The sequence below is a fragment of the Alcanivorax sp. IL3 genome (assembly GCF_047495465.1).
GTDB lineage: Bacteria > Pseudomonadota > Gammaproteobacteria > Pseudomonadales > Alcanivoracaceae > Alcanivorax > Alcanivorax jadensis.
In genome coordinates this window covers 2,400,127-2,420,574 of record NZ_CP179931.1, presented here as the reverse complement: position 1 = coordinate 2,420,574, position 20,448 = coordinate 2,400,127, and the positions used below count along the sequence as shown (strand labels likewise).

The 20,448-nt window shown below is 59.5% G+C and carries 16 protein-coding genes and 1 pseudogene; 10 read left to right on the top strand and 7 right to left on the bottom strand.

The annotated features are described in order from the left end of the window. Nucleotides 1–281: 281 nt before the first annotated feature. From smc to ACMG4M_RS11235, 5 genes and pseudogenes are all read left to right on the top strand, one after another. Nucleotides 282–3,778: pseudogene (gene smc, locus ACMG4M_RS11255) on the top strand (chromosome segregation protein SMC). Nucleotides 3,779–3,836: 58 nt separating this feature from the next. Beyond that, complete coding sequence (gene zipA / locus ACMG4M_RS11250; RefSeq protein WP_035247055.1) at nt 3,837–4,760, top strand: cell division protein ZipA; 924 nt, start codon at nt 3,837–3,839, stop codon at nt 4,758–4,760. Nucleotides 4,761–5,033: 273 nt separating this feature from the next. Then, a complete protein-coding gene (ligA, locus tag ACMG4M_RS11245; RefSeq protein WP_339841895.1) occupies nt 5,034–7,370 on the top strand; it encodes an NAD-dependent DNA ligase LigA in 2,337 nt (778 codons plus the stop codon). Next, nucleotides 7,367–7,948, top strand: coding sequence for a membrane protein (locus ACMG4M_RS11240; protein WP_035247058.1), 582 nt, complete (start codon nt 7,367–7,369; stop codon nt 7,946–7,948). Before ligA ends, ACMG4M_RS11240 begins: the two co-directional genes overlap by 4 nt. Before the next feature lie 260 nt (nt 7,949–8,208). Next, nucleotides 8,209–8,637 (top strand): hypothetical protein, encoded by a 429-nt coding sequence (locus ACMG4M_RS11235; RefSeq protein ID WP_035247061.1) that lies wholly within the window; start codon nt 8,209–8,211, stop codon nt 8,635–8,637. A 154-nt stretch (nt 8,638–8,791) separates the two neighbouring features. Here ACMG4M_RS11235 and ACMG4M_RS11230 read toward each other — a convergent pair whose 3' ends face one another. From ACMG4M_RS11230 to ACMG4M_RS11215, 4 genes are all read right to left on the bottom strand, one after another. Next, nucleotides 8,792–9,028 carry a YheU family protein gene (locus ACMG4M_RS11230; RefSeq protein ID WP_035247064.1) on the bottom strand — a complete coding sequence of 79 codons (237 nt, stop codon included), beginning with the start codon at nt 9,026–9,028 and terminating at the stop codon, nt 8,792–8,794. Between the two features lie 118 nt (nt 9,029–9,146). Continuing rightward, a complete protein-coding gene (locus tag ACMG4M_RS11225) occupies nt 9,147–9,539 on the bottom strand; it encodes an MAPEG family protein (RefSeq protein ID WP_414429997.1) in 393 nt (130 codons plus the stop codon). After that, entirely contained in the window at nt 9,536–11,398 is a 1,863-nt protein-coding gene (gene mnmC / locus ACMG4M_RS11220) for a bifunctional tRNA (5-methylaminomethyl-2-thiouridine)(34)-methyltransferase MnmD/FAD-dependent 5-carboxymethylaminomethyl-2-thiouridine(34) oxidoreductase MnmC (RefSeq protein ID WP_414429995.1), read from the bottom strand. Before mnmC ends, ACMG4M_RS11225 begins: the two co-directional genes overlap by 4 nt. A gap of 341 nt (nt 11,399–11,739) precedes the next feature. After that, complete coding sequence (locus tag ACMG4M_RS11215; protein ID WP_414429994.1) at nt 11,740–12,393, bottom strand: hypothetical protein; 654 nt, start codon at nt 12,391–12,393, stop codon at nt 11,740–11,742. Between the two features lie 108 nt (nt 12,394–12,501). Between ACMG4M_RS11215 and ACMG4M_RS11210 the strand changes: the two genes are divergently transcribed. Further along, nucleotides 12,502–15,060, top strand: a complete 2,559-nt coding sequence (locus ACMG4M_RS11210) for an ATP-binding protein (RefSeq protein ID WP_272975750.1) — start codon at nt 12,502–12,504, stop codon at nt 15,058–15,060. On the opposite strand, the gene ACMG4M_RS11205 is transcribed toward ACMG4M_RS11210, so the two are convergent. Further along, a complete protein-coding gene (locus ACMG4M_RS11205; protein ID WP_035247076.1) occupies nt 15,050–15,343 on the bottom strand; it encodes a hypothetical protein in 294 nt (97 codons plus the stop codon). The genes ACMG4M_RS11210 and ACMG4M_RS11205 overlap by 11 nt on opposite strands. 234 nt (nt 15,344–15,577) lie before the next feature. On the opposite strand from ACMG4M_RS11205, the gene ACMG4M_RS11200 reads away from it, so the two are divergent. The 3 genes from ACMG4M_RS11200 (at nt 15,578) to cmoB (ending at nt 17,863) form a co-directional block, all read left to right on the top strand. After that, nucleotides 15,578–16,024 carry a hypothetical protein gene (locus ACMG4M_RS11200; protein WP_035247079.1) on the top strand — a complete coding sequence of 149 codons (447 nt, stop codon included), beginning with the start codon at nt 15,578–15,580 and terminating at the stop codon, nt 16,022–16,024. Between the two features lie 139 nt (nt 16,025–16,163). Further along, the gene (gene cmoA, locus ACMG4M_RS11195) at nt 16,164–16,895 is read left to right on the top strand and encodes a carboxy-S-adenosyl-L-methionine synthase CmoA (RefSeq protein ID WP_035247082.1); all 732 of its coding nucleotides are present in this window, start codon (nt 16,164–16,166) and stop codon (nt 16,893–16,895) included. Further along, on the top strand, nt 16,895–17,863 hold the full coding sequence (gene cmoB, locus ACMG4M_RS11190; protein ID WP_035247085.1) for a tRNA 5-methoxyuridine(34)/uridine 5-oxyacetic acid(34) synthase CmoB: 969 nt from the start codon (nt 16,895–16,897) through the stop codon (nt 17,861–17,863). The genes cmoA and cmoB overlap by 1 nt, the downstream gene beginning before the upstream one ends. 101 nt (nt 17,864–17,964) lie before the next feature. Here the strand turns inward: cmoB and ACMG4M_RS11185 are convergent, their stop codons facing one another. Then, on the bottom strand, nt 17,965–18,657 hold the full coding sequence (locus ACMG4M_RS11185; RefSeq protein WP_272962902.1) for a diguanylate cyclase: 693 nt from the start codon (nt 18,655–18,657) through the stop codon (nt 17,965–17,967). Nucleotides 18,658–18,873: 216 nt separating this feature from the next. Between ACMG4M_RS11185 and ACMG4M_RS11180 the strand changes: the two genes are divergently transcribed. Beyond that, nucleotides 18,874–19,197 carry a hypothetical protein gene (locus tag ACMG4M_RS11180; protein ID WP_035247090.1) on the top strand — a complete coding sequence of 108 codons (324 nt, stop codon included), beginning with the start codon at nt 18,874–18,876 and terminating at the stop codon, nt 19,195–19,197. A 307-nt stretch (nt 19,198–19,504) separates the two neighbouring features. Here the strand turns inward: ACMG4M_RS11180 and ACMG4M_RS11175 are convergent, their stop codons facing one another. Beyond that, a complete protein-coding gene (locus ACMG4M_RS11175) occupies nt 19,505–20,260 on the bottom strand; it encodes a hypothetical protein (protein WP_272975756.1) in 756 nt (251 codons plus the stop codon). Nucleotides 20,261–20,448 lie beyond the last annotated feature (188 nt).

Here is a 20,448-nt window from a genome sequence, read left to right as displayed (position 1 = left end):
TTTTGCAGTTGTTTTCAATTCGCGCTCGCCCCTGTAGGAGCCCATGCTTGCATGGCGAATCGCCCGCCGATGGGAATATTGCCGTGCACTCTGGCGCCCGGAGGGGCCCGGCATTCTTGGCCATATTGTAAACAGGGCGTTGCGGCTGATGAATTCAGCTCGGGTTGCCGCTAGACTTACCCACTTTAATGCCCACGGTGCACCGAAATCGCTTCAGGGGGCGGCGAAAATCCTTGTTTTCGCCCAATTTTTGGCCTGTTGGCCCGAGTTAAGCAGACACTATGCGACTGAAATCCATAAAACTGGCCGGGTTCAAATCCTTTGTGGACCCTACCACCACCAATTTCCCGGAGAATCTCACCGCCGTGGTGGGGCCCAACGGGTGTGGGAAGTCCAATATCATTGATGCGGTCCGCTGGGTGATGGGGGAATCCTCCGCCAAGCACCTGCGTGGTGAGTCCATGGCGGACGTGATCTTCAATGGCTCCAATGCCCGCAAGCCCGTGGCTCAGGCCTCCATTGAGCTGATCTTTGATAACTCCGATGCCACTGTCACTGGCGAATACGGCAAGTTCAACGAGATCTCGGTAAAGCGCCAGGTCACCCGCGACGGCCAGTCCAACTATTTCCTCAACGGCACCAAGTGCCGGCGCAAGGACATTTCCGACATCTTCCTGGGCACCGGCCTGGGCCCGCGCAGCTACGCGATTATCGAGCAGGGGATGATTTCCCGGCTGATCGAGGCGAAGCCGGAAGAGCTGCGGGTTTACATCGAAGAAGCGGCGGGGATTTCCAAGTACAAGGCGCGCCGCCGCGAGACCGAAAACCGCATCCGCCGCACCCGGGAAAACCTGGAGCGACTCACTGATATCCGTGACGAACTGGAACGTCAGCTGGAGCGCCTCAGTCGTCAGGCCAGCGCGGCGGAAAAGTACAAGCAGTACAAGGAAGAGGAGCGCCTCAAGGGTGCACAGCTCAAGGCCCTGCGCTGGAAGGGGCTGGATGGCCAGGTCAAGCAGCTCGATCACGTGATCGGCGAGCTGGATGTGTCCATGGAAGCCAAGATCGCCGAGCAACGCCATGTGGATGCGGAGGTAGAGCGCCTGCGCGACAAGCACCACGAGGTGCAGGAACACTTCAACCAGGTGCAGCAGCACTTCTATGCCCTGGGCGCGGAAGTGGCCCGGCTGGAACAGAGCATCCAACACCAGCGTGAGCGCAAGCAGCAGCTTTATGAAGAGCTGGACCAGATCAAGGCGAGCTGGCAGGAATCCGATGAACACCTGCGGGTGGACAGCGAGAAAGTGGCGGAGCTGGATGCCATTCTGGCCGAGCGTGAGCCGGAGCTGGAGCTGATCAGCGAGCAGCAGGAAGCCTCCGCCGAGGCGTTGGCCCTGGCCGAAGAAACCATGCAGAACTGGCAGCAGGAGTGGGAGGAATTCAACGGTCAGTCGGGTGAATCCCGCCGCCAGGCCGAGGTCGAGCAGTCCCGCATTCAGCATCTGGAAAAATCCCAGGATCGCCTGAAAGAGCGGATTGAGCGCCTCAAGAAAGAACAGGAATCCCTGGATTCCGGCCCGCTGGCCCAGGAAATGCGCCAGCTGGAAGAGCAGGTGGAGCAGTATCGCGGCCAGTCGGAAGAAAACGAACTGCGCAGCGAATCCCTGCAGGAAGACATCAACCGCATGCGCCGGGAAAACGGCGACCGGGGTCGTCAGCTGGACGAGGCCCGCGAGAAGCTGCAGACCCTGAAGGGCCGTCGCACCTCTCTGGAAGCCTTGCAGAAAGCCGCCATGGGCGATGACGGGGCGGTGAGTGACTGGCTCAACCGTCACGAGCTGGATGCAGAGCCGCGCCTGGCCGATCAGGTACAGGTGGACGAAGGCTGGGAAAAGGCCCTGGAAGCAGTGCTGGGTGACAGCATCCAGGCGGTGGCCATCAGCGGCCTGGATCAGGTCAGCGACTGGCTGGGCGATCTGTCCCATGGCCGCCTGGCCCTGTTCAGCCCGGCCTCGGTGAAGGGCTCAGGTAGCAAGGGCAAACTGCTCCGAGATCATGTTCAGGGCCAGGTGCCGGAAGGTCTGCTGGCCGGCGTCTATGTGGCCGATGATCTGAATGCCGCTCTGGCCCTGCGCGGCCAACTGGACGCCTACGAATCTGTGGTCACCCGTGACGGTATCTGTCTCGGCCCGGACTGGCTGAAAGTGGCCAAAGAGGAAGATCAGGAAGCCGGTATTCTCGAGCGCCGTCGGGAGCTGGAGCAACTGGAGGGCGAGATTGAGACCCTTCAGGCCACCGTGGACGACCTGAAAGAACAACTGGACAGCACCCGGGAACAGATCGGCGAACTGGAAGAAGAGCGCGAAGACGTGCAGCGCCAGGCCAGCCGCATCAACCGGGAGCTGGGTGAGATCAATGCCCAGGTCAGCGCCCGCCAGGTGCGCCTGGAGCAGATCACCATGCGCCGTGAGCGTCTGGGCCGCGAGCTGGAAGAAGCCAATGAGCAGCACGCCCAGGAACAGGAACAGATGAAAGAGGCCCGGGGTGTGCTGGCAGAAGCGCTGGACGCCATGGAGGCCGACAGCGGCCAGCGGGAAGCCTTGCTGTCCCGCCGTGATGAGCTGCGCCTGCGTCTGGATGAGGCGCGCCAGAAAGCCCGCCATGCCCGTGACCAGTCCCATCATCTGGCCATGGAAGTGCAGGGTGCCCGCACCCAGGCGGATTCCCTGCGCCAGAACCTGAGCCGTCTGGAATCCCAGGTGCAGGCCCTGGCCGAGCGCAAGGCGCTGCTGGAAGAGCAGACCAACGAGGGCGACGAACCGGGCACCGAGCTGCAGATGCAGCTGGAAGAAAAACTGGAAGTGCGCCTGGAAGCGGAACACAAGCTCACCGAGGCCCGCCGTGAACTGGACGCGGTGGACCACGAGATGCGCAACCTGGAAGGCCAACGCGGCCAGTTCGAGCGCCAGGCCCAGGAAATCCGCAGCACCATGGATCAGAAGCGGATGCAGTGGCAGGACCTGACCACCCGCCGTCAGACCGTGGCCGAGCAGCTGGGTGAGCACAACTTCGATTTGGACACCGTGCTGGAAAACCTGCCCGAGGAAGCCAACGAGCAGGAGTGGGCGCGGGAAATGGACATGATCGGCCAGCGTATTTCACGGCTGGGCCAGATCAACCTGGCGGCCATCGACGAATACCAGCAGCAGTCCGAGCGCAAGAACTACCTGGACAGCCAGAACGCGGACTTGGAAGACGCGCTCAACACCCTGGAAAACGCCATCCGCAAGATCGACCGGGAAACCCGGGCGCGCTTCAAGGAATACTTCGACCGCATCAACCGTGGCCTGCAGGAACTGTTTCCCAAGGTGTTCGGCGGCGGTCATGCCTATCTGGAGCTTACCGGCGACGACCTGCTGGATACCGGTGTGACGATCATGGCGCGGCCCCCGGGCAAGCGGAACAGCACCATTCACCTGTTGTCAGGGGGGAGAAGGCTCTGACCGCTCTGTCCCTGGTATTCAGTATCTTCCAGCTCAACCCGGCGCCGTTCTGTCTGCTCGATGAGGTAGATGCGCCGCTGGACGATGCGAACGTGGGGCGTTTCTGTAACCTGGTGTCGGAAATGTCCGCAAAAGTACAATTCATCTACATTACTCATAACAAGATTGCGATGGAGATGGCTGCTACCCTGATGGGGGTCACCATGCATGAGCCTGGTGTGTCCCGTCTGGTATCGGTCGATGTGGAAGAAGCTGCCGAAATGGCGGCTATGTAAGGCAATCCGGTGCTGTCCGTAATGGTGGCACTTCAGCGCAAGCAAGGAAGATGAGGCAATGGGCCTGAATCTGGAAACATTGATTGGCATTCTGGTTATTCTGATCCTGCTGATCCTGGCGGACGGTGTCCGTCGCATGATCAAGGAACGGCAGGGTCGGCTGCGTATGCGTATCGACCCGCGTTACCGGGATGCTCAGGAAGACGAACCCGAGAAAAGCGATTACAACCCGGAGTTGATCGGTACCGCCCGTGTGGTACGTCGGGCCATGGAAATGGACTCGCAGGAGCGGGCTGACGCGCCGCCCACCATGATGGAGCCGGACGAAGCCGTTACCGAGGAGATCCCCACTGCCGAACAGCAGAACCTGTTCGACGGTGACAGGGAGCCCGAGCCGGTGGACGAGCCCACAGCATACCGGGAACCGCCGAAACAACCGGAACCGCCCCGCGAGCCGCCGAAACCGGTAGTGGAGCAACGGGCTGCCGAGAAGAAACCGGCTGAGCGACAGCCGGAAAGAAAGACGGAACGCCACCGTGAACCCCAGCCGGTGCTGGAAGTGATCGTGGTGCACCTGATCGCCCAGCGTGGAGCGCCCTTTGCCGGTAACCATCTGCTGCGATTGCTGCTGGAATCCGGCCTGCGTTACGGGCAGATGAACATCTTCCATCGGCATGTGGCTCTGGATGGGCGCGATGAGCTGCAGTTTTCCATGGCCAATGCGGTAGAGCCGGGCACCTTCGACCTAGACACCATGGAAGAAAAGACCTTTGCCGGTGTGACCTTCTTCCTGAAACTGCCGGGTGCCACGGACGCTCTGGGTGCGCTGGACAAGATGCTGTCCATCTGCCGCCGCCTGGCCAGTGAGCTGGATGGTGACCTGAAAGACGAACAGCACAGTGTGCTGACCCCGCAGACCATGGAGCATTTACGCCAGCGGGTGCAGGAATTCGAACGTCGTCAGCGAGTGCCGAGCGCGTAAAAAGCAGCGACTAGCTTCGAGCTGCTAGCTGCCAGGAAAAGCCGCACCGTTGCGGGCTGGAACGTAGGGTGCACTGAGCCTAAGCGAACTGCACCGTTCCGGCCTTTGATTGGTGCATTTCGCCTAGGCTCAGTGCACCCTACATCTATTTCGGCACCGTAGGAGCGCCGCTTGAGGCGCGAACCGGTGGAAAGAAGACAACACCGATACAGCGCCGGTTCGCGTCTCAAGCAGCCCCCTAAAGAAGATTAAGACACAGGAAATCCCCGTCCCGTGAGCCAGCCTTCCCAAGACATCATTCAGAAAACCCAACACCTCCGCGATCAGCTTAACGACTGGTCCTATCGCTATTACGTGCTCGATGATCCGGCCGTGCCGGATGCGGAGTACGATCGTATATACCGCGAATTGCAGGCCCTGGAGGCGGCGCATCCGTCGTTGGTGTCTGCGGATTCCCCCACCCAGCGGGTGGGGGATGTGCCGTTGGAGGCGTTCGATCAGGTGCAGCACGAAGTGCCCATGCTCAGCCTGGACAATGCCTTTGATGATGACGAGTTGCGTGCCTTCGACAAGCGAGTGCGTGAGCGACTGGATGTGTCGGACGCCGTGGATTATGTGGCCGAGCCCAAGCTGGACGGGCTGGCGATTTCCCTGTTGTACCTGGACGGCGAACTGGTTCGGGCGGCAACTCGTGGCGATGGCCAGACCGGCGAGAATATCACCGTTAATGCCCGCACCATCCGTTCTGTGCCTTTGACCCTACGGGGTGACAAGGTGCCGTCGCGGCTTGAGGTACGGGGCGAAGTCGTGATGCCCCATGAGGGCTTTGCGGCGTTGAATGCCCGTCAGGAGGAAGCGGAGCAGAAGGTCTTCGCCAACCCCCGCAATGCCGCTGCCGGCAGCCTGCGACAACTGGATTCGCGGATCACTGCCAGCCGGCCGCTGGAGTTCTACGCCTATTCCATGGCGCAACTGGAAGGCGTGCCCGAACCGGCTACCCATTCAGACATGCTCGATGCCCTGCGCAGCTGGAACCTGCGGGTCAATCCGGAAGTGCGTGTGTGTGCAGGGGTCGAGGCATTGCTGGATTTCTACCACGGTATTCTGGAAAAGCGTGACCGCCTCGGTTACGACATCGATGGGGTGGTCTACAAGGTCAATCGGTTCGACTGGCAGCGGGACCTGGGCTTTGTCAGCCGGGCGCCGCGCTGGGCCATCGCCCACAAGTTTCCTGCCCAGGAAGAGCTTACTGTACTCAACGGCGTGGACTGGCAGGTGGGGCGAACCGGTGCCCTGACCCCGGTGGCGAGGCTGGAACCGGTACAGGTGGGCGGGGTCACTGTGAGTAACGCCACCCTGCACAACATCGACGAAATCCAGCGGCTGGACATCCGCATCGGCGACACCGTGGTGGTGTACCGGGCCGGGGATGTGATTCCCAAGGTGGTGCGGGCGCTGCCGGAACGGCGTCCGGCGGATGCCAAGGATATTTCCCTGCCTCCCTCTTGCCCGGTCTGTGGCAGCGAGATCCTGCGCGGCGATGACCAGGTGGTGGCCCGTTGTACCGGCGGCCTGATCTGCGGTGCCCAGCAACGTGAGGCGATCAAGCATTTTGCCTCGCGCCGGGCCATGGATATCGATGGCCTGGGCGACAAGCTGGTGGATGCCCTGGTGGATCAGGAACTCATTTCCACCGTGGCCGATCTGTACCGGTTACAGTCGGAGCAGGTGGCGGGTCTTGAGCGCATGGGGGAAAAGTCCGCCGATAACCTGATCGCCGCGCTGGAGGATTCCAAGTCGGTGGCACTTGGGCGTTTCCTGTTTGCCCTGGGCATTTTGCAGATTGGTGAGGAAACGGCGAAAAGCCTGGCGGATTGTTTTGGCGACCTGGACACGATTCGTCGAGCCCCGCTGTTATTGCTGCTGGCGGTGCCGGATGTGGGCATGGAAGTGGCCAAGGCCATTGGTGCCTTCTTTGCCGAAGCAGATAACGAGGCGGTGATTGATGGGCTGCTGGCCGCCGGGGTGAACCCGCAGTCCAGTGGTGAACCGTCAGCGGCTTTTGTGAACAGCCTGACATTGGCGCAGTTACTGAAATCCGCCAAGCGGCTGGGCATGAACCTTGAGGGCATCGGTGACAAGTCACTGGAAACTCTGGGCAACCATTATCGCAGCGTTGCAGAGCTGAGTGCGGGGGCCGCGGAAGGGGCCGGTGCAGAACCTAAAGGCGTGCGCTCCGGTGTGATGACGCAGCTGGCCAAGGCATTGGCGGATAACGGCTGGCTGGCCCGGTTGCAGGACGCCGAAGCCATGGTGGCCGAGCTTGCCGCCCGTGCACCGGCCCAGGCGGAAAGTCGCCCCCTGGAAGGGCAGACCTGGGTGCTTACCGGCACGCTGGAACAATTCACCCGTGACCAGGCAAAGCAGGGCTTGCAGCAGTTGGGAGCCAAAGTGTCCGGTTCGGTGTCGAAGAATACATCCATGGTAGTGGCCGGCGCTGCCGCTGGCTCCAAGCTTGCCAAGGCGGAGTCCCTGGGGGTTGAGGTCTGTGATGAGGCCGCGCTACTGTCCGTATTCGAACAACACGGCATTGATCCGGGAGCTTTATGAGAATTGGCCTGACCCTGCTGCTGGCGACACTGCTTCTGGGTGGCTGTGCTGGCACACCCACCCAGACAGACAATGTCTGCGCGGTGTTTGACCAGCGGGGTGGCTGGTTCAACAACTGGTACAAGTACGCCAAAAACACGGAAAAGGAATACGGCGTGCCGGTTCCTGTGTTGATGGCGACAATCTACAAGGAGTCCGGGTTTCAGGCCCGGGCCAAGCCGCCCCGCACCAAGCTGCTGGGGTTTATCCCCTGGAAGCGACCGTCCTCCGCCTATGGTTACCCTCAGGCCCTGGATTCCACCTGGCAGTGGTACCAGGATGACACTGGCCGTCACGGGGCCAAACGCAACAAGTTCAAGGACGCGGTGCGTTTTGTGGGCTGGTACCACTACCAGAGCCATAGAAAAAACGGCGTCGCCCGCAACGACACCTATAATCTGTATCTCAACTATTATGCCGGCCACGGCGGCTATGCCCGTGGTACCTGGAAAAACAATAAATGGATGAAGGGCGCGGCACAGCGCACCGCCAATACAGCCAACCGCTATCAACAGCAGATGAACGGCTGCGGGCGGTAGGGAAAATGTGGATTACGCCTGCGGCTAATCCACCCTACGTTTCCTGCGGGGTGGCATGGTTTTTCATTTCAGGCGGTGGCCACCGTTGGAGCTTTGCTCGCAAAGCGAAAGCGTCAGGTATACGGAGGTTCGCCTCTTCGCTTTGCGAGCAAAGCTCCAACGGTATACGTGGGACCTGGTGCAGGTTTTGGTGTCCTGTTGCGCACAAAATGGCGGGGTTTTGCTAAAGTGCCGCTAGCAATCATGCAGTAGGGGGCAGCTTGGATAACGAATCCATCGTTTACGGGTGTATCAAACATCTGCCGTTTGGCTCCATCCAGGAGCGCAAGGCGCACTGTTTTCATAACCGTAGGGCTGTCCGGCAACTTCCTCAGGCCGATGAATGGCCATTCCTGTGCCGGGAAATGTTCTCTGTGCCCGGTGATGACCTGATGGGCGGCACCTTCCAGACCCAGGTGATCCATTTCGGCATGTCTTACCGGGCGGTGGAGTACGAATGGGAGCACTGGATCGCCAAGTTCGAATCCCTGCTCAAGAACATGTACTGGGTGAATGCGGTGGTACACCTGGAAACCGAGCTGTCCGGCTTCCACACCTTCGTCTGGGACAGCGCGGAGGTGTGCCACGAACCTTCCGAGGCGCCCCTGAGAGTGCGCTGTGAGTGGGCGCGGGAAGGGGCGATTGCTTGAGGGCAGTTGATAATTGAGAATGGATAATTGATAACGTCGCGGAAAACGTGGGGTTTAAACTGAAAGGCAAGAGGCCGCGCCCATCACTTGAGCGCGGCCTCTTGCCTTTCAGTTACTCGCTAGCCTGCATCGCGCAGTTATCAATTATCCATTCTCAATTATCAATTACGTCTCTTGTTTGTTCCTTTCCCATCACCGACACGCTCTCCGTGACCTCATCGAATACCACAAACGCTTCCTGTTTCTTTAGCTGATTGCGGACCTGTTCCACCTTGGTGGCAGTGGGGATCTCCTGGTCGCCGTAATCGGTGCCGTCTCGGGTGACGAACTCTTCGATCAGGTTGGTGAGGGTGTCTGCGGGCAGGTCTTTCCAGGGGACGATGATGGGCATAAGACTCCAATGTGGCTGAGGCGTTTACTCTGTAGGAGCGGCGCTTGAGCCGCGAAGGCGTTGGGAATCTTACCCCAACGCCTTCGCGGCTCAAGCGCCGCTCCTACGGGAAAGGTCTTTAAATCACCAGCAGCTGAATCCCGGCACCCAGGATTACCAGCCAGGAGGTGACTACGCCCAGCTGGCGGGCCAGGTTGGCGCTGCTGCGGGGGATCAGCATGCCGTAGCTGTAGAGAATACGACCGCCTACCAGCAGGGAGCCGTAGATGTGCAGAGCCGTGCTGCCGCCGCCGTTGATTTCCAGCAGGGCTATCAGGATCAGTGCCAGGGGGATGTATTCGATGGTGTTGCCGTGAGCCCGGATGGCCCGGCTGACATCCTTGTGGCCACCGTCGCCCAGGGAGACTTTCTTGCCCAGGCGCATGCGCACCACATTGGCGGCCAGGGCAATGATCAGGAAGCCGCTGAGGGCTGCGTAAAGGGCGGTAATCGGCAAGCTGACTAGGGTCATGGCATCCACTCGGGTTGTTTTTTGCGTTTGCGGAGGATAAACCGGGCCGGGGCCAGGGCGTCAATCATTTCCTGATCCGTTGGCAGCGGCTGGCCACAGATCATCTCGGCGATCAGCTCCGCACACAAGGGGGTGCCGGTAATGCCGCGGCTGCCGTGGGCCACATTCAGGTAGAGCCCTTGTGCCGGGCGATGGGGATTGTCCGTGGCTACGGGCAACGGGCCGCACAGGGGCAGGAAATCGATGCTCTGACAACGGAATGCGACACGCCGGTCAACGATCTGGATGTGCTCGCCCCCCAGCTCCTGCCAAAGGGCGGGTAGGTAGTGCTTCAGCTGGGCCAGGTTTTCCTCATCGTCGCTGTCGGTGGCATGGGTGTGATCTTCGTGGAGCTTGAAGGTGGCGCCGACACAGTGCAGCTCCTTCAGGACCGGGGTCAGGTAACCACCATGGCATTGGGCCTGTTGCCAGCGTCGGGATGCATCGGTGGCCTGACAGTAGCTCACCTGGCCGCGAATGTGTTTGAGTGGTAGCCAGCCCAGGCCGGGCAGGGACTGGCTTTGGCCGGCGGTACACAGGACCACGGCATCGGCGCTGAGTGTTTCCCCGTTCTCCAGGGTTACCCGGGCCGGAGCGCCTTCTTGCAGGGATACCACCCGGGCTGACACCTGGCTGATGGCAGGGTGGTTGAGCAGATGCTGGCACCAGCGGGCCGGCCTCAGATAGCCACCGCCGAGCAGTTGCACGGCATTATCGCCGTGGGGCTGAAGCAGCTCCTTTGGCCAGGCCCCGGTTGTCATGGCCTGCTCCAGCTTGTCTTGCTGGCGCTCATCCACGTAGTGCTGGATCACCCCGTTCAGGTTGCCGTCTTCCGGGTGTGCTGGATATCTGTGTCGTTGTAACCAGCGCAGGGCGTGGCCGTAGCTTTGCTGGTAGAAGCGATTCTGCGGGGTGAGGTGGGCACTGGGGGTGCTGTAGACCACCCCGGCCAGGTTGCCGGACGCATGGTTGGCGATGCCATCCGGGTCCAGCACCGTTACCTGGCAGCCCCGCTCGGCCAGGGCTCGGGCGGTGGTGGCCCCGGCGAGGCCAGCACCGACCACCAGGATGTGGCCCGTTGCCGATACGGGGTGGGCCTCCTGGCCTTCGATCTTGCCAACCAGCATATGCCGTTTGTGGCCGAAACCATCACGCTTGTGCATGGCAAAGCCGACCTCGGCCAGTCCACGGCGGACAACACCGGCGGCCGTAAAGGTGGCCAGGGTGGTGCCGGGGCGGCTCAGTCTGGCCAGCTGGGCGAACAGTTCCGGTTGCCACATGTCCGGGTTGCGGGCCGGGGCAAAGCCATCCAGGAACCAGGCATCCACCGGGTGGTGGAACTGTGGCCACAAAGCCAGGGCATCGCCATGGAGCAGCGTCAGCTGCACACGCGGGTGCAGCTGGAGACGGTGAAAGCCCGGTGCTGGTGCCGGATACTCTGCCAGCAACCTCTCCGCCAGCGAGCACAGGGCAGGCCAGTGGGCCAGGGCTCTGGCCAGATCTGCCTTGCGTAGCGGGTGTTTTTCCACGGAGACCAGGTGTAGCCGGGCGCTGTCCGGGGCGTGTTCCAGAAAATCCCGGGCGGCCAGCAGGCAATTCAGGCCGGTACCGAAGCCGGTTTCACCGATAACGAAAATACTGCCGGCGGCCATTGCCCGGAAGCGCTCCGGCAGCCGGTTGCCCTGCAGAAACACATGATCACTCTCTGCCATGCCGTCCTGACGGGAGAAATATGGGTCGTCAAAGTCCACCGCCACCGGGGTGGTTTCTTGCCAGTCAACGGTGGCCGGCTGGATGGGGGAGAAGGTTGGGATTGTCATCACGACCTGAGACGGATCTGCCGTTGGCGCCTGAAGGGATGGCAGGATACCTTGCGGAAATCACCATTAACAGATGGCACTAAAGGTAGTTGACAGTTGACAGTTGATAGTTGGCAGCGAAACCCGATCCGGAGCCGCTGTGCTATCCGGTGTTTCGCTGGCGACGTTCAACGCGATCGTGATAAGACCCGAAAATGCAGAGATATAAGTGCTGGGTTAAAGGTAGGGGGTAACAGTGTTGCGGTATGGCTCGTCAGGTTCTGAAAGGCAAGAGGTCGCGCCCAAAGCTCCGGTCGCGGCCTCTTGCCTTTCGGTGATGGATAAACCCGGCTCGCGAACTGTCAACTGCCCACTGTTTTCTGTGCTGCTTTGAACTCGGCCAGCGCCCGTTTGCCCTGCTGCAGCAGCCACCGGGAACTTTGCTGGTAGCTGGCATTGTTGATGCGGATGTAAAAACCATCGATCAGGGTTACCAGTAGGGACTGGTTCTGGATTGGCTTTCCCCTTTCAACCCAGCGCATTTGTGCCTGGGCGGAGGGCTGGCCTTCCAGATCCAGCAAGGTTTCGCTGAGGATCGTCAGGGCATTAGCGCTGTCTTGCAGGGCTTCGTTCACCCGTCTTTGTCGTGCCTCGCTGTAGTGACTGGCGACAGCACGCTCTGACGGCATGTTATCCCAGCCCGTCGGTAGCCCGCTAAGGGTCAGCGATAACTGCTCTTTTTTATCTTCGCTTCGATAATGCAGCGTGCGGCCCCGTTGGGTTCTGATTTCCCCGTCCAGTTTCAGACCGGCCAGGTGCTGGGGAACCTGAAAGTGCGACAGGTCCACGGCCTGGGCGGTTGGTGTCACCGGCCTGCGTTGCTCTTCGCTGGATTCGGTGCTGAGTGTTGGCAGCTTCAAGACAGTAGGTGGCTGCTCAAGGTCGGGCTGTGTGCCGCAGGAAACCAGGCCCAGCAGGAGGATAAGCGGCAACAGATAGCAAACTTTTACATTCATTTTTGTCATCATGGGGCAAGGTGTTCCGGGTTTCCCTGATGTGGCGGCGATTTTCTGGTGGCACAATACAAGATACCCGATGAGGATACCCTTTACAGGGAAAGACGGATGGAAAAACCATCACATAACGGTATGCGCACTGGCGTTGCAATGGCATTGCTGTTTGCCATTATCACAGTCCCCTTTGCGATTGCGTCTTTCCTGATGGTTCAACACCGCCTGGATCTGCTGTCGGGTTACAAGACTATGCAAGGCGATCTCAGGCTGTTCGAAAGTGGCCTGGCTGCCTTTTCGCCCCTTGACGACATGCGTGACCTGGCTCCGGTGATGATCCATACCCAGCATCAGGAGATCGTGTCACGCTTCGAACTGAGCGCGGCGAGAGCGGACAGCCGCCTACAGGCCTTTCTGCAGCAGGTGCGTGAACGGGATATACCCGGCCTGAATGATCAGGCAGGCCTGCTCAGCGAAACCTGGTCTGGCCTGACGGTGAAAACCGGGATTCCCCTGGAAGACGTGGCGGGCCCCTACGATAACGTCAATCGCATTGCCCAGCGTCTGGGCAATGCCCTTTCCTCAGTACTGATCGCTTCGGATATGTCAGTGGGGGAGGGGTTGGAGCCCAATGAAGTGTTGTCCCTGACGCTGGGCTCGTTTCGTCAGGCGCAGAATGACATCGGGTTGATTCGTGCCCTGGCGCTTTATGTCAGCCAGCGCGGTGGGTACCTGGGGGATAACGACGCCCGTCGTCTGGAAAATGCCTGGCAGCGACTGCAGCAGCAGCTTTCGATTATCGACAGCGAGATCAAGGCGCTGTCCGCCAGGACTGGCGTCATGGAGCTGCATCAGCAGTGGCGACTGGTGAAGGACGAACTGCAACGGTTTCTATTGTGGTCTGAACAAGAGCTGATTCTGGCGCCCCGGGTCCAGGTAAGCTGGGAACAGGCCTACGATCGCAGCCGCCACGCCATGCAGTCCCTGGATGGCTTGTCTGACAGTCTGGTAGAGCTGTCAGTACAGCTGGTAGAGCACACTCGTCAGGAGAAATTGCGAAGCAGCATTTTTCTGATGCTGGCGGTGCTGTTGCTGTATGCCCTGGTGTTGGGGTTGGCTCTGCTGGTTTACCGCTCCAATTCCCGGGCCATCAGTGCTCGTGCGGAAAGTCTGGCCAAGGGGCAGTTCCTTGCCCGCATGAGCCACGAAATTCGGACTCCCCTCAATGGGGTGATCGGCCTTGCAGAGTTGTTACGTGAAACCGACCCCACGCCCCGGCAGCAGGAATATATCAGTCTGATCGACAGTGCCGGGCGCACCCTCACCGCGCTGATCAACGATGTGCTCGATTTCGCCAAGATAGAGGCCGGCAAATTGCAGCTGGTGGAAGAAGAGTTTGACCTGCCTTTGCTGATGGCCGAGTGCGCCCAGATGTTCAATCTGCCCGCCAGTGATAACGGCTCCCTGGTGTTGCTCGATATCGACAGCAGCACCCCTTCCCGGGTGGTGGGTGATCCGACCCGGCTGCGTCAGGTGTTGATCAACCTGCTGGGCAATGCCGTCAAATTTACCCGTAACGGCAGAGTGGTATTGTCTCTGGCCTATCGCCAGGTGAGCCAGGAACAACCCTTGTTCAGCTTTGCAGTGACCGATACCGGCATTGGCCTCAGTCAGGAAGAGCAGGCCCGGCTGTTTCAGAATTTTGCCCAGGCCTCTGCGGATACGGCGAAACGCTTTGGTGGCACTGGGTTGGGATTGTCCATCAGCCGCGAACTGGTGGCGCTGATGGGCGGAGACATTCATGTGGAAAGTGCTCCCGGTAAGGGGGCCCGTTTCAGTTTCAGCGTTCAGATGCCGGCGGACAAAGGGGACGTGCCGACGATGGAGCAGGAGGCGCCACCGGCCTGGTTGTGGGATGTGCAGGGTAACCTGGCTGACTGGATGCTGGAGGACCGGCGGTTTAAGGCGGTGCACCGGGTCAGTAACAGCTCGCAACTGGCGGAGCTGGGGTCACTGGAAGGGGCTCGGGTTCTTTTGATCAACGGTATGCCTGACCGGGATCTGCTGGAGGAAACCCTGCAGCTGGTGCGTCTCAGTCAGGTGTCTCTGCAGATTCTGCTGCTTACCGGGATGCGCTCTCAGGCTCCGGACTGGCTGCCCCCACAGGTGCAATTGCTCCGACGTTCGGTGCTCACGGTCAATGAACTCAAACAGTTACTGGGTCGGCAGATGCCCAGTAGTATTCCGATTATTTCACAGGTGGAAGGGGAAGAAGCCGTTGCCGCACTGCGGGTGCTGGTGGTGGAGGACAACCCGGTGAACCAGATGGTGACAAAGGGGTATCTGGAGCGGCTGGGTATCAGCCTGATTCATATTGCCGAGGATGGCGCCCGTGCGCTGGACAAGTTCCAGGAAGCCGCTGGTGCTTATGATCTGGTACTGATGGACCTGGACATGCCGGTGATGGACGGCTTCACCAGTGCCGGGCGTATGCGCGATTGTGAAGAACGCGAACACTGGCCCCCTTGTCAGATCCTGGCCCTGAGCGCCCATGCTGTATCCGAGCTGGGAGGTCGGGTACAGCGATCAGGGATGAACGGCCAGTTGATCAAACCGCTTTCTCTGACCGCTATGCGCGATGCCATTTCCCGCTATCTGGAGATCAAGGCGTGAGGTATTCGAGAAAATCCTGAAAGGGGAGTGGCATCAAGGGTGCCAGTGTCACCAGTAATCCCAGTATCACCAGTATGAGGAACTCCAGGCGCCAGGCCCGATGACGCCGCCATCCATGCAAGCACAGGGCTACGGCTGTCAAAACCACCCCGGCATGAAAACTGGCCATGCTCACCAGCAGCCACTGCACATCCTGTAAAGCCAGCATCGCCCCACAGAACATCAGGAGCAGTGCTCCGCAGGTCAGGACATTGGCGGAGTCATGCTTGCGAAAAGTGGGCATACCGGTGTCTCCCGTGGAGTGAATGGTCTTGTATGGAAGCCTAAGCAATATTTAGGCCTGTTTCGATTAGGGACTCTAGGAAGGATTAATGACTGCCGTATGAAGCCGGAACATTGCATTTCGTCACTTTTTTGCCATCTTTATGTGTGAGAGTGGTTAACTTATGTAGTGTTTAATTCGTATAATCCGCTCCGACGATTGTGTCTTTCGGGTTTTGGGATAGAGGGTTCCTACATGCGTTATTTGTCTTTTGTCCTGTTTGCTGTGTTGGCCCTGCCGGCCCATGCACAAATCAGTAGCGGCATGAGCGAGCGGCTGTGTCTGGCGGCGAGCCAGGAGAGCGCTTTCGGCGCCTTGGTCGATGATCTGATTGAAAGCGATGAGCTGGCGCTGACCTCTGGTGAGCAAGTGCTCTCTTTATCCTGCCAGGATGGCAGCAGCGTGCTGGAAAAGATGGTGCTGGCCCGCCAGGCAGAGAACCTGGAATACGCAGTGATTGACCTGGGCCTGAATCTGACCGCCTCCCGGGTAGCGCTCCATGGGCAGACCTTGCCCCTGAAAGAGGCCCTTCAGCGCCTTGGCGAGCAGGGTGACAGCGACGTGCAGGATTTTGTGCAAAGTTATCTGAGCGACTTGTCTGACGAAGACTTCAACCCCAACCTGCGGGTCAGCCTGAACTAAGCGAAACGCTGAATGTTCGGCGTCGGACAAGAGAAACGGATGACGTGAACGCCATGCCTTTCGCTGATTAGCGTCAGGCATTCCTACCTACCGGTATCACCCGCTATAATTCGCCCCGCATTGTGATACCGGAACCCCTATGTCTGATCAGCAGGACCGTATTTACGCCACAGCGCACCAGCAGGTGACCCGTTTTTCGTTCGATGACACCGTGGTGCGTGTCTTCCCGGACATGATTCGCCGTTCGGTGCCCGGCTATCCCACCATCATTGATATGATCGGGGTTCTTGCCGCCCGTTACGCCCAGCCGGATACCTGTCTCTATGATCTAGGCTGCTCCCTGGGGGCCGCGACCACGGCCATGGCAACATTGACCGCAGATCAGGGCAACCGGCTGATCGCCGTGGATAATTCTGCGGCCATGATTCGTCAGGCCGGCACACTGATTGCGGAAACCGGGCAAAGCGAACGGGTCAGTCTGCTGGAGGGAGATGTAGCCAGCATGGATTTCGAACCGTGTTCCATGGCGGTGCTCAATTTCACCTTGCAGTTCATCGCCCCGGACAAGCGCGACGCCCTGATTCAACGTCTTGCCGACGCCACCTTGCCTGGCGGGATTCTGGTGCTGTCGGAGAAGATCCGCTTTGCGGACGATGCGGAGAACGCCCTGCAGACCGAGTTGCACCATGCCTTCAAGCGTAACAATGGCTATTCAGATCTGGAGATCAGCCAGAAGCGCACCGCGCTGGAGAACGTGCTGATACCCGAAACCCTGGCTGATCACGAAGCACGCCTGCGTCAGGCCGGTTACCGGGAGATCCATGTGTGGTTCCGCTGCTTCAATTTTATCTCTCTGCTGGCGGTGCGTTGATGCTGAAAGATTATCTGCAGCAGTGCGACACCGCGCTTCGGGAACTCTATGCCCAGCCCCAGCGGGACACGCTGATGGGCCTGTGTCGGGAGCGCCTGCTGGACAAACCCCATGGTGATTTGCCCCGTTGGCTGGCGGCGCTGAACGCGCTGCCTGAGGGGCCGGCGGGCTGTGATTTTGCGGCGGATGCCCTGCGCATCGGCAAGCCCGGTGACGTTGATCCGGGGGACGTGAAGGCAGCTCTGGAGGGGCTGATTCCCTGGCGCAAGGGGCCCTTTGATTTCTTCGGTGTGCAGATCGACACCGAGTGGCATTCTGACTGGAAGTGGCAGCGGGTGGCGCCGCATTTGTCACCCCTGACCGGACGGCGGGTGCTGGATGTGGGCTGTGGCAGCGGCTACCACTGCTGGCGAATGGCGGCGGCCGGAGCAGAGCAGGTGGTGGGAATCGACCCGACCATCCTGTTTCTGGTGCAGTACCTGGCGGTGCGCCGCTTTGCGCCTTCCTCTCCGGTCTGGTTTCTGCCGTTGCGTATGGAAGAGCTGCCGACGCAGACGGAGAATTTCGATACGGTGTTTTCCATGGGCGTGCTCTACCATCGCCGTTCCCCGCTGGACCACTTGCTGGAACTGAAAGCAGTGTTGAGCGAAGGGGGGGAGCTGGTACTGGAGACCCTGGTGGTGGAAGGCGATGCACAGACCGTGCTGATGCCCGAGGACCGTTACGCGGCGATGCGTAATGTGTTTTTCCTGCCTTCCGTGGCCATGCTCGAACGCTGGCTACAACGCTGTGGTTTTGTGGATATCCGCTGTGTGGATGAGAGCAATACTACCGTTGAGGAGCAGCGGGCCACTGACTGGATGCGGTTCCAGTCGTTACCGGATTTTCTGGACGCGGACGACCCAGCTCTGACCCGGGAAGGGTATCCCGCGCCGCGCCGGGCTGTGTTTATTGCCCGCAAACCCTGAGGTGGGGCAGGCTCGTAGGAGCACTCTTTGAGGAATGACTGGGGCAGGTGGCGGTCTTTGCAGGGGGGCGCTGAACGCAGCGGAACCATTGCCTCCTTTGCTTATATCGCCTTCGCTTGGGTGGAAGCCTCCAGTAACTGATCTACCAGCTGTAGTCTCAGACCTTCATCCAGAACGGATAGGGCAGGAGATAGCACTTTCATGAGCGAGGCCTGGTCGGCGCCATTGGCCAGCTCAAGCAGTTGCCTAGACAGTTGGTCAGTTGCCTCCGGTGCGGATTGCAGGGCGTCCAGTTGTTTGCCTGCTGACTCACTCAATGCAATGTGATCTGTGTCCGACGTCTTTTCCAGGGTATTGAATGCCCGATTAAGCAATTGCACCACACCTTCCTCTTCCTCCTGGCTGGCACAGTGAACGCTGATGCGTGTTGGCAGGGAAATACAGAACTCATCCAGCTCGAATTCCTGGCTACTGAACCATTGTTGTAGTCGCTGCGCCATTGCCACGGCACCGTCCACGGCGGTGGCCGGCAAGACCACGAACAGGGATTGCCCTGACTGACTGCTCACCAGCCCGTCCTCACAACGTTTAGTGGTATGCATTTGGTGCAGGACCTTCGCAAGCAAGCGCTGAATTCGCTCGGCGCCGATATCCGCCTTGATGGATGCCAGCTCCTGAAATCGGATAGCGAGGATGCTGAGGGGCTGCTGATGTCGCCGACAGAGAGACATCGCCTGGTGAATCATCTGCTGGATATGGCTGCTTTCGCGGCTGCTGGTTGTCACGGCAGTCATTGGGTACCTCGGGGCCACACATTAAGATGACGTTCCTTTCGTGGGAGCGTGTACAGGCTCTTAACAGTGGGTATCCTTTCCCTTGGTTTTCACTCTAATGAATTCCCTTTGGGCAGGCATTGCGCGCATACTTTATTTAACAACATTGTCTTGCTCTGTTACCAAAACCGGTTGTTTATCAGCCAATTAGAGCGGATAGAGAAAAGGAGTGAGGGCATGTCGATAATCTGGGTAATCGCCACGGCGGTGTTGAGCTCGGCAATGACACTGGCAGTGGTAGCGCTGTGGGGGCATTTCTACTTTCAGCCGCGGTTGCGTGACAGCATGCAGAAAGAGCTGGATGAGCAGGTGGAAAACGCTGCTCAGGTGCTGTCTTCGCGGGTGGAAGAGGGGGTGCGCCGCGGCCTGGTGGATGGCGTCCGCAATTTGGACACCCGGGATGTGCTGGAAGGGGCCAGTCGCAGCCTGGCCCGCTCCAGCGCGGAGCTGGTCGGCGAACGCCTGGGGCAAATTTTTGGCGCGCCGAAGAAGAATCGATAATACGAGCTAGTCTGATTGCATAGGGCAAGTTCCGAGATATCTACGAAGCTGCTGTAGGAGCGGCGCTTGAACCGCGAACCTTGCGCAGCAAGGATATCGCCCGCAGGGCGATCAGGAATCTCAGCGCTCCACAGGTTTCAGAAAGAACGATAGGCCTTGGCCTTTGTCTCCTCGCTGCGCTCGGTTCGCATGTCGCAGATCCCCTGGGTGGGCAAGCATAGCTCCTACGGGGAGCGTTGCTGGCGCGCTCGAAACTTGCTGGCTGGTCGTTTTGGCCTAACCTGCGTCGCAGCTTATCGCTCGGCGGCTACAGCCTGCCCCTGGCGGGGAGTAGTCGAGCCAGCAGGAAGGCAATGCCAAGGCTGAGCATGGCCAGGGACAACACATCCTGCTGCAATGCATGCAAGGTGGTTTCCCACAGGGAGGACGCCTTGAGTAGCGACAGCAGAATCAGCAGGGTGCCGGTGAGGCTGAAGAACTGGTCCAGCTTGCGGGCTCGTCGCAATTCTCCGCGCAGGTGACGCAGTTCCTCGAGGATGTCTTCCTGAATCAATTGCTGACGAGCTACCTGTTCTGCCAGTTCTCCGACCTGCTGAGGCAGGGTGGCCAGCTTCTCCAGCCAAACCGGGTCTTCACGGCGCAGCAGGTCGAGCAGCTCCTTGAGCCGGACATGGTCGTCGAGCCAGTTGCGAACCAGTGGCCACAGGCTGAAATTCTCGATCAGGTTGGCTAGTTGGGCAATTTGCCTGTCGCTGCCGGTGACGCGCAGGGATTCGTGATCGGTCAGTGGCTCGCTGGCAAACAACCAGTGGACCATGGCTCCCAGAGGACCCCGGACACGGATATCCACGTTGCCTTCGTAGTCGGTTAGCAGTTCCACGCCATCTTCATAGATCAGCACATAGAGCACCCAGAGCGGGCGCTCAGTACGAATCCGCACGACAGTGCCGTGCAGGGCGGCTAATCTGTCGCGGCCGGGCTGGTTGCCGGTGAGCGCCTGATTGAGTGCGCTCTCCAAACCACCAAGCACAATCAGCTGGGGGAAACTACCGGTCTGAGGCATAAGTGAGGGAAAATCCTGTCCTGAAATGGGATCTCGTTGTCGCTTCGGATCCCGATTTGTTGCCAAAAATTACGTTATCTTGCTTATATTTAGAGTGCCAGCTACCTATACTAGGCACTTTTATAATAAAGGGCACCTCCCATGATAGGTTGCTGCCTTAAAACGACATTGGCTTTTTAGACCGGGAT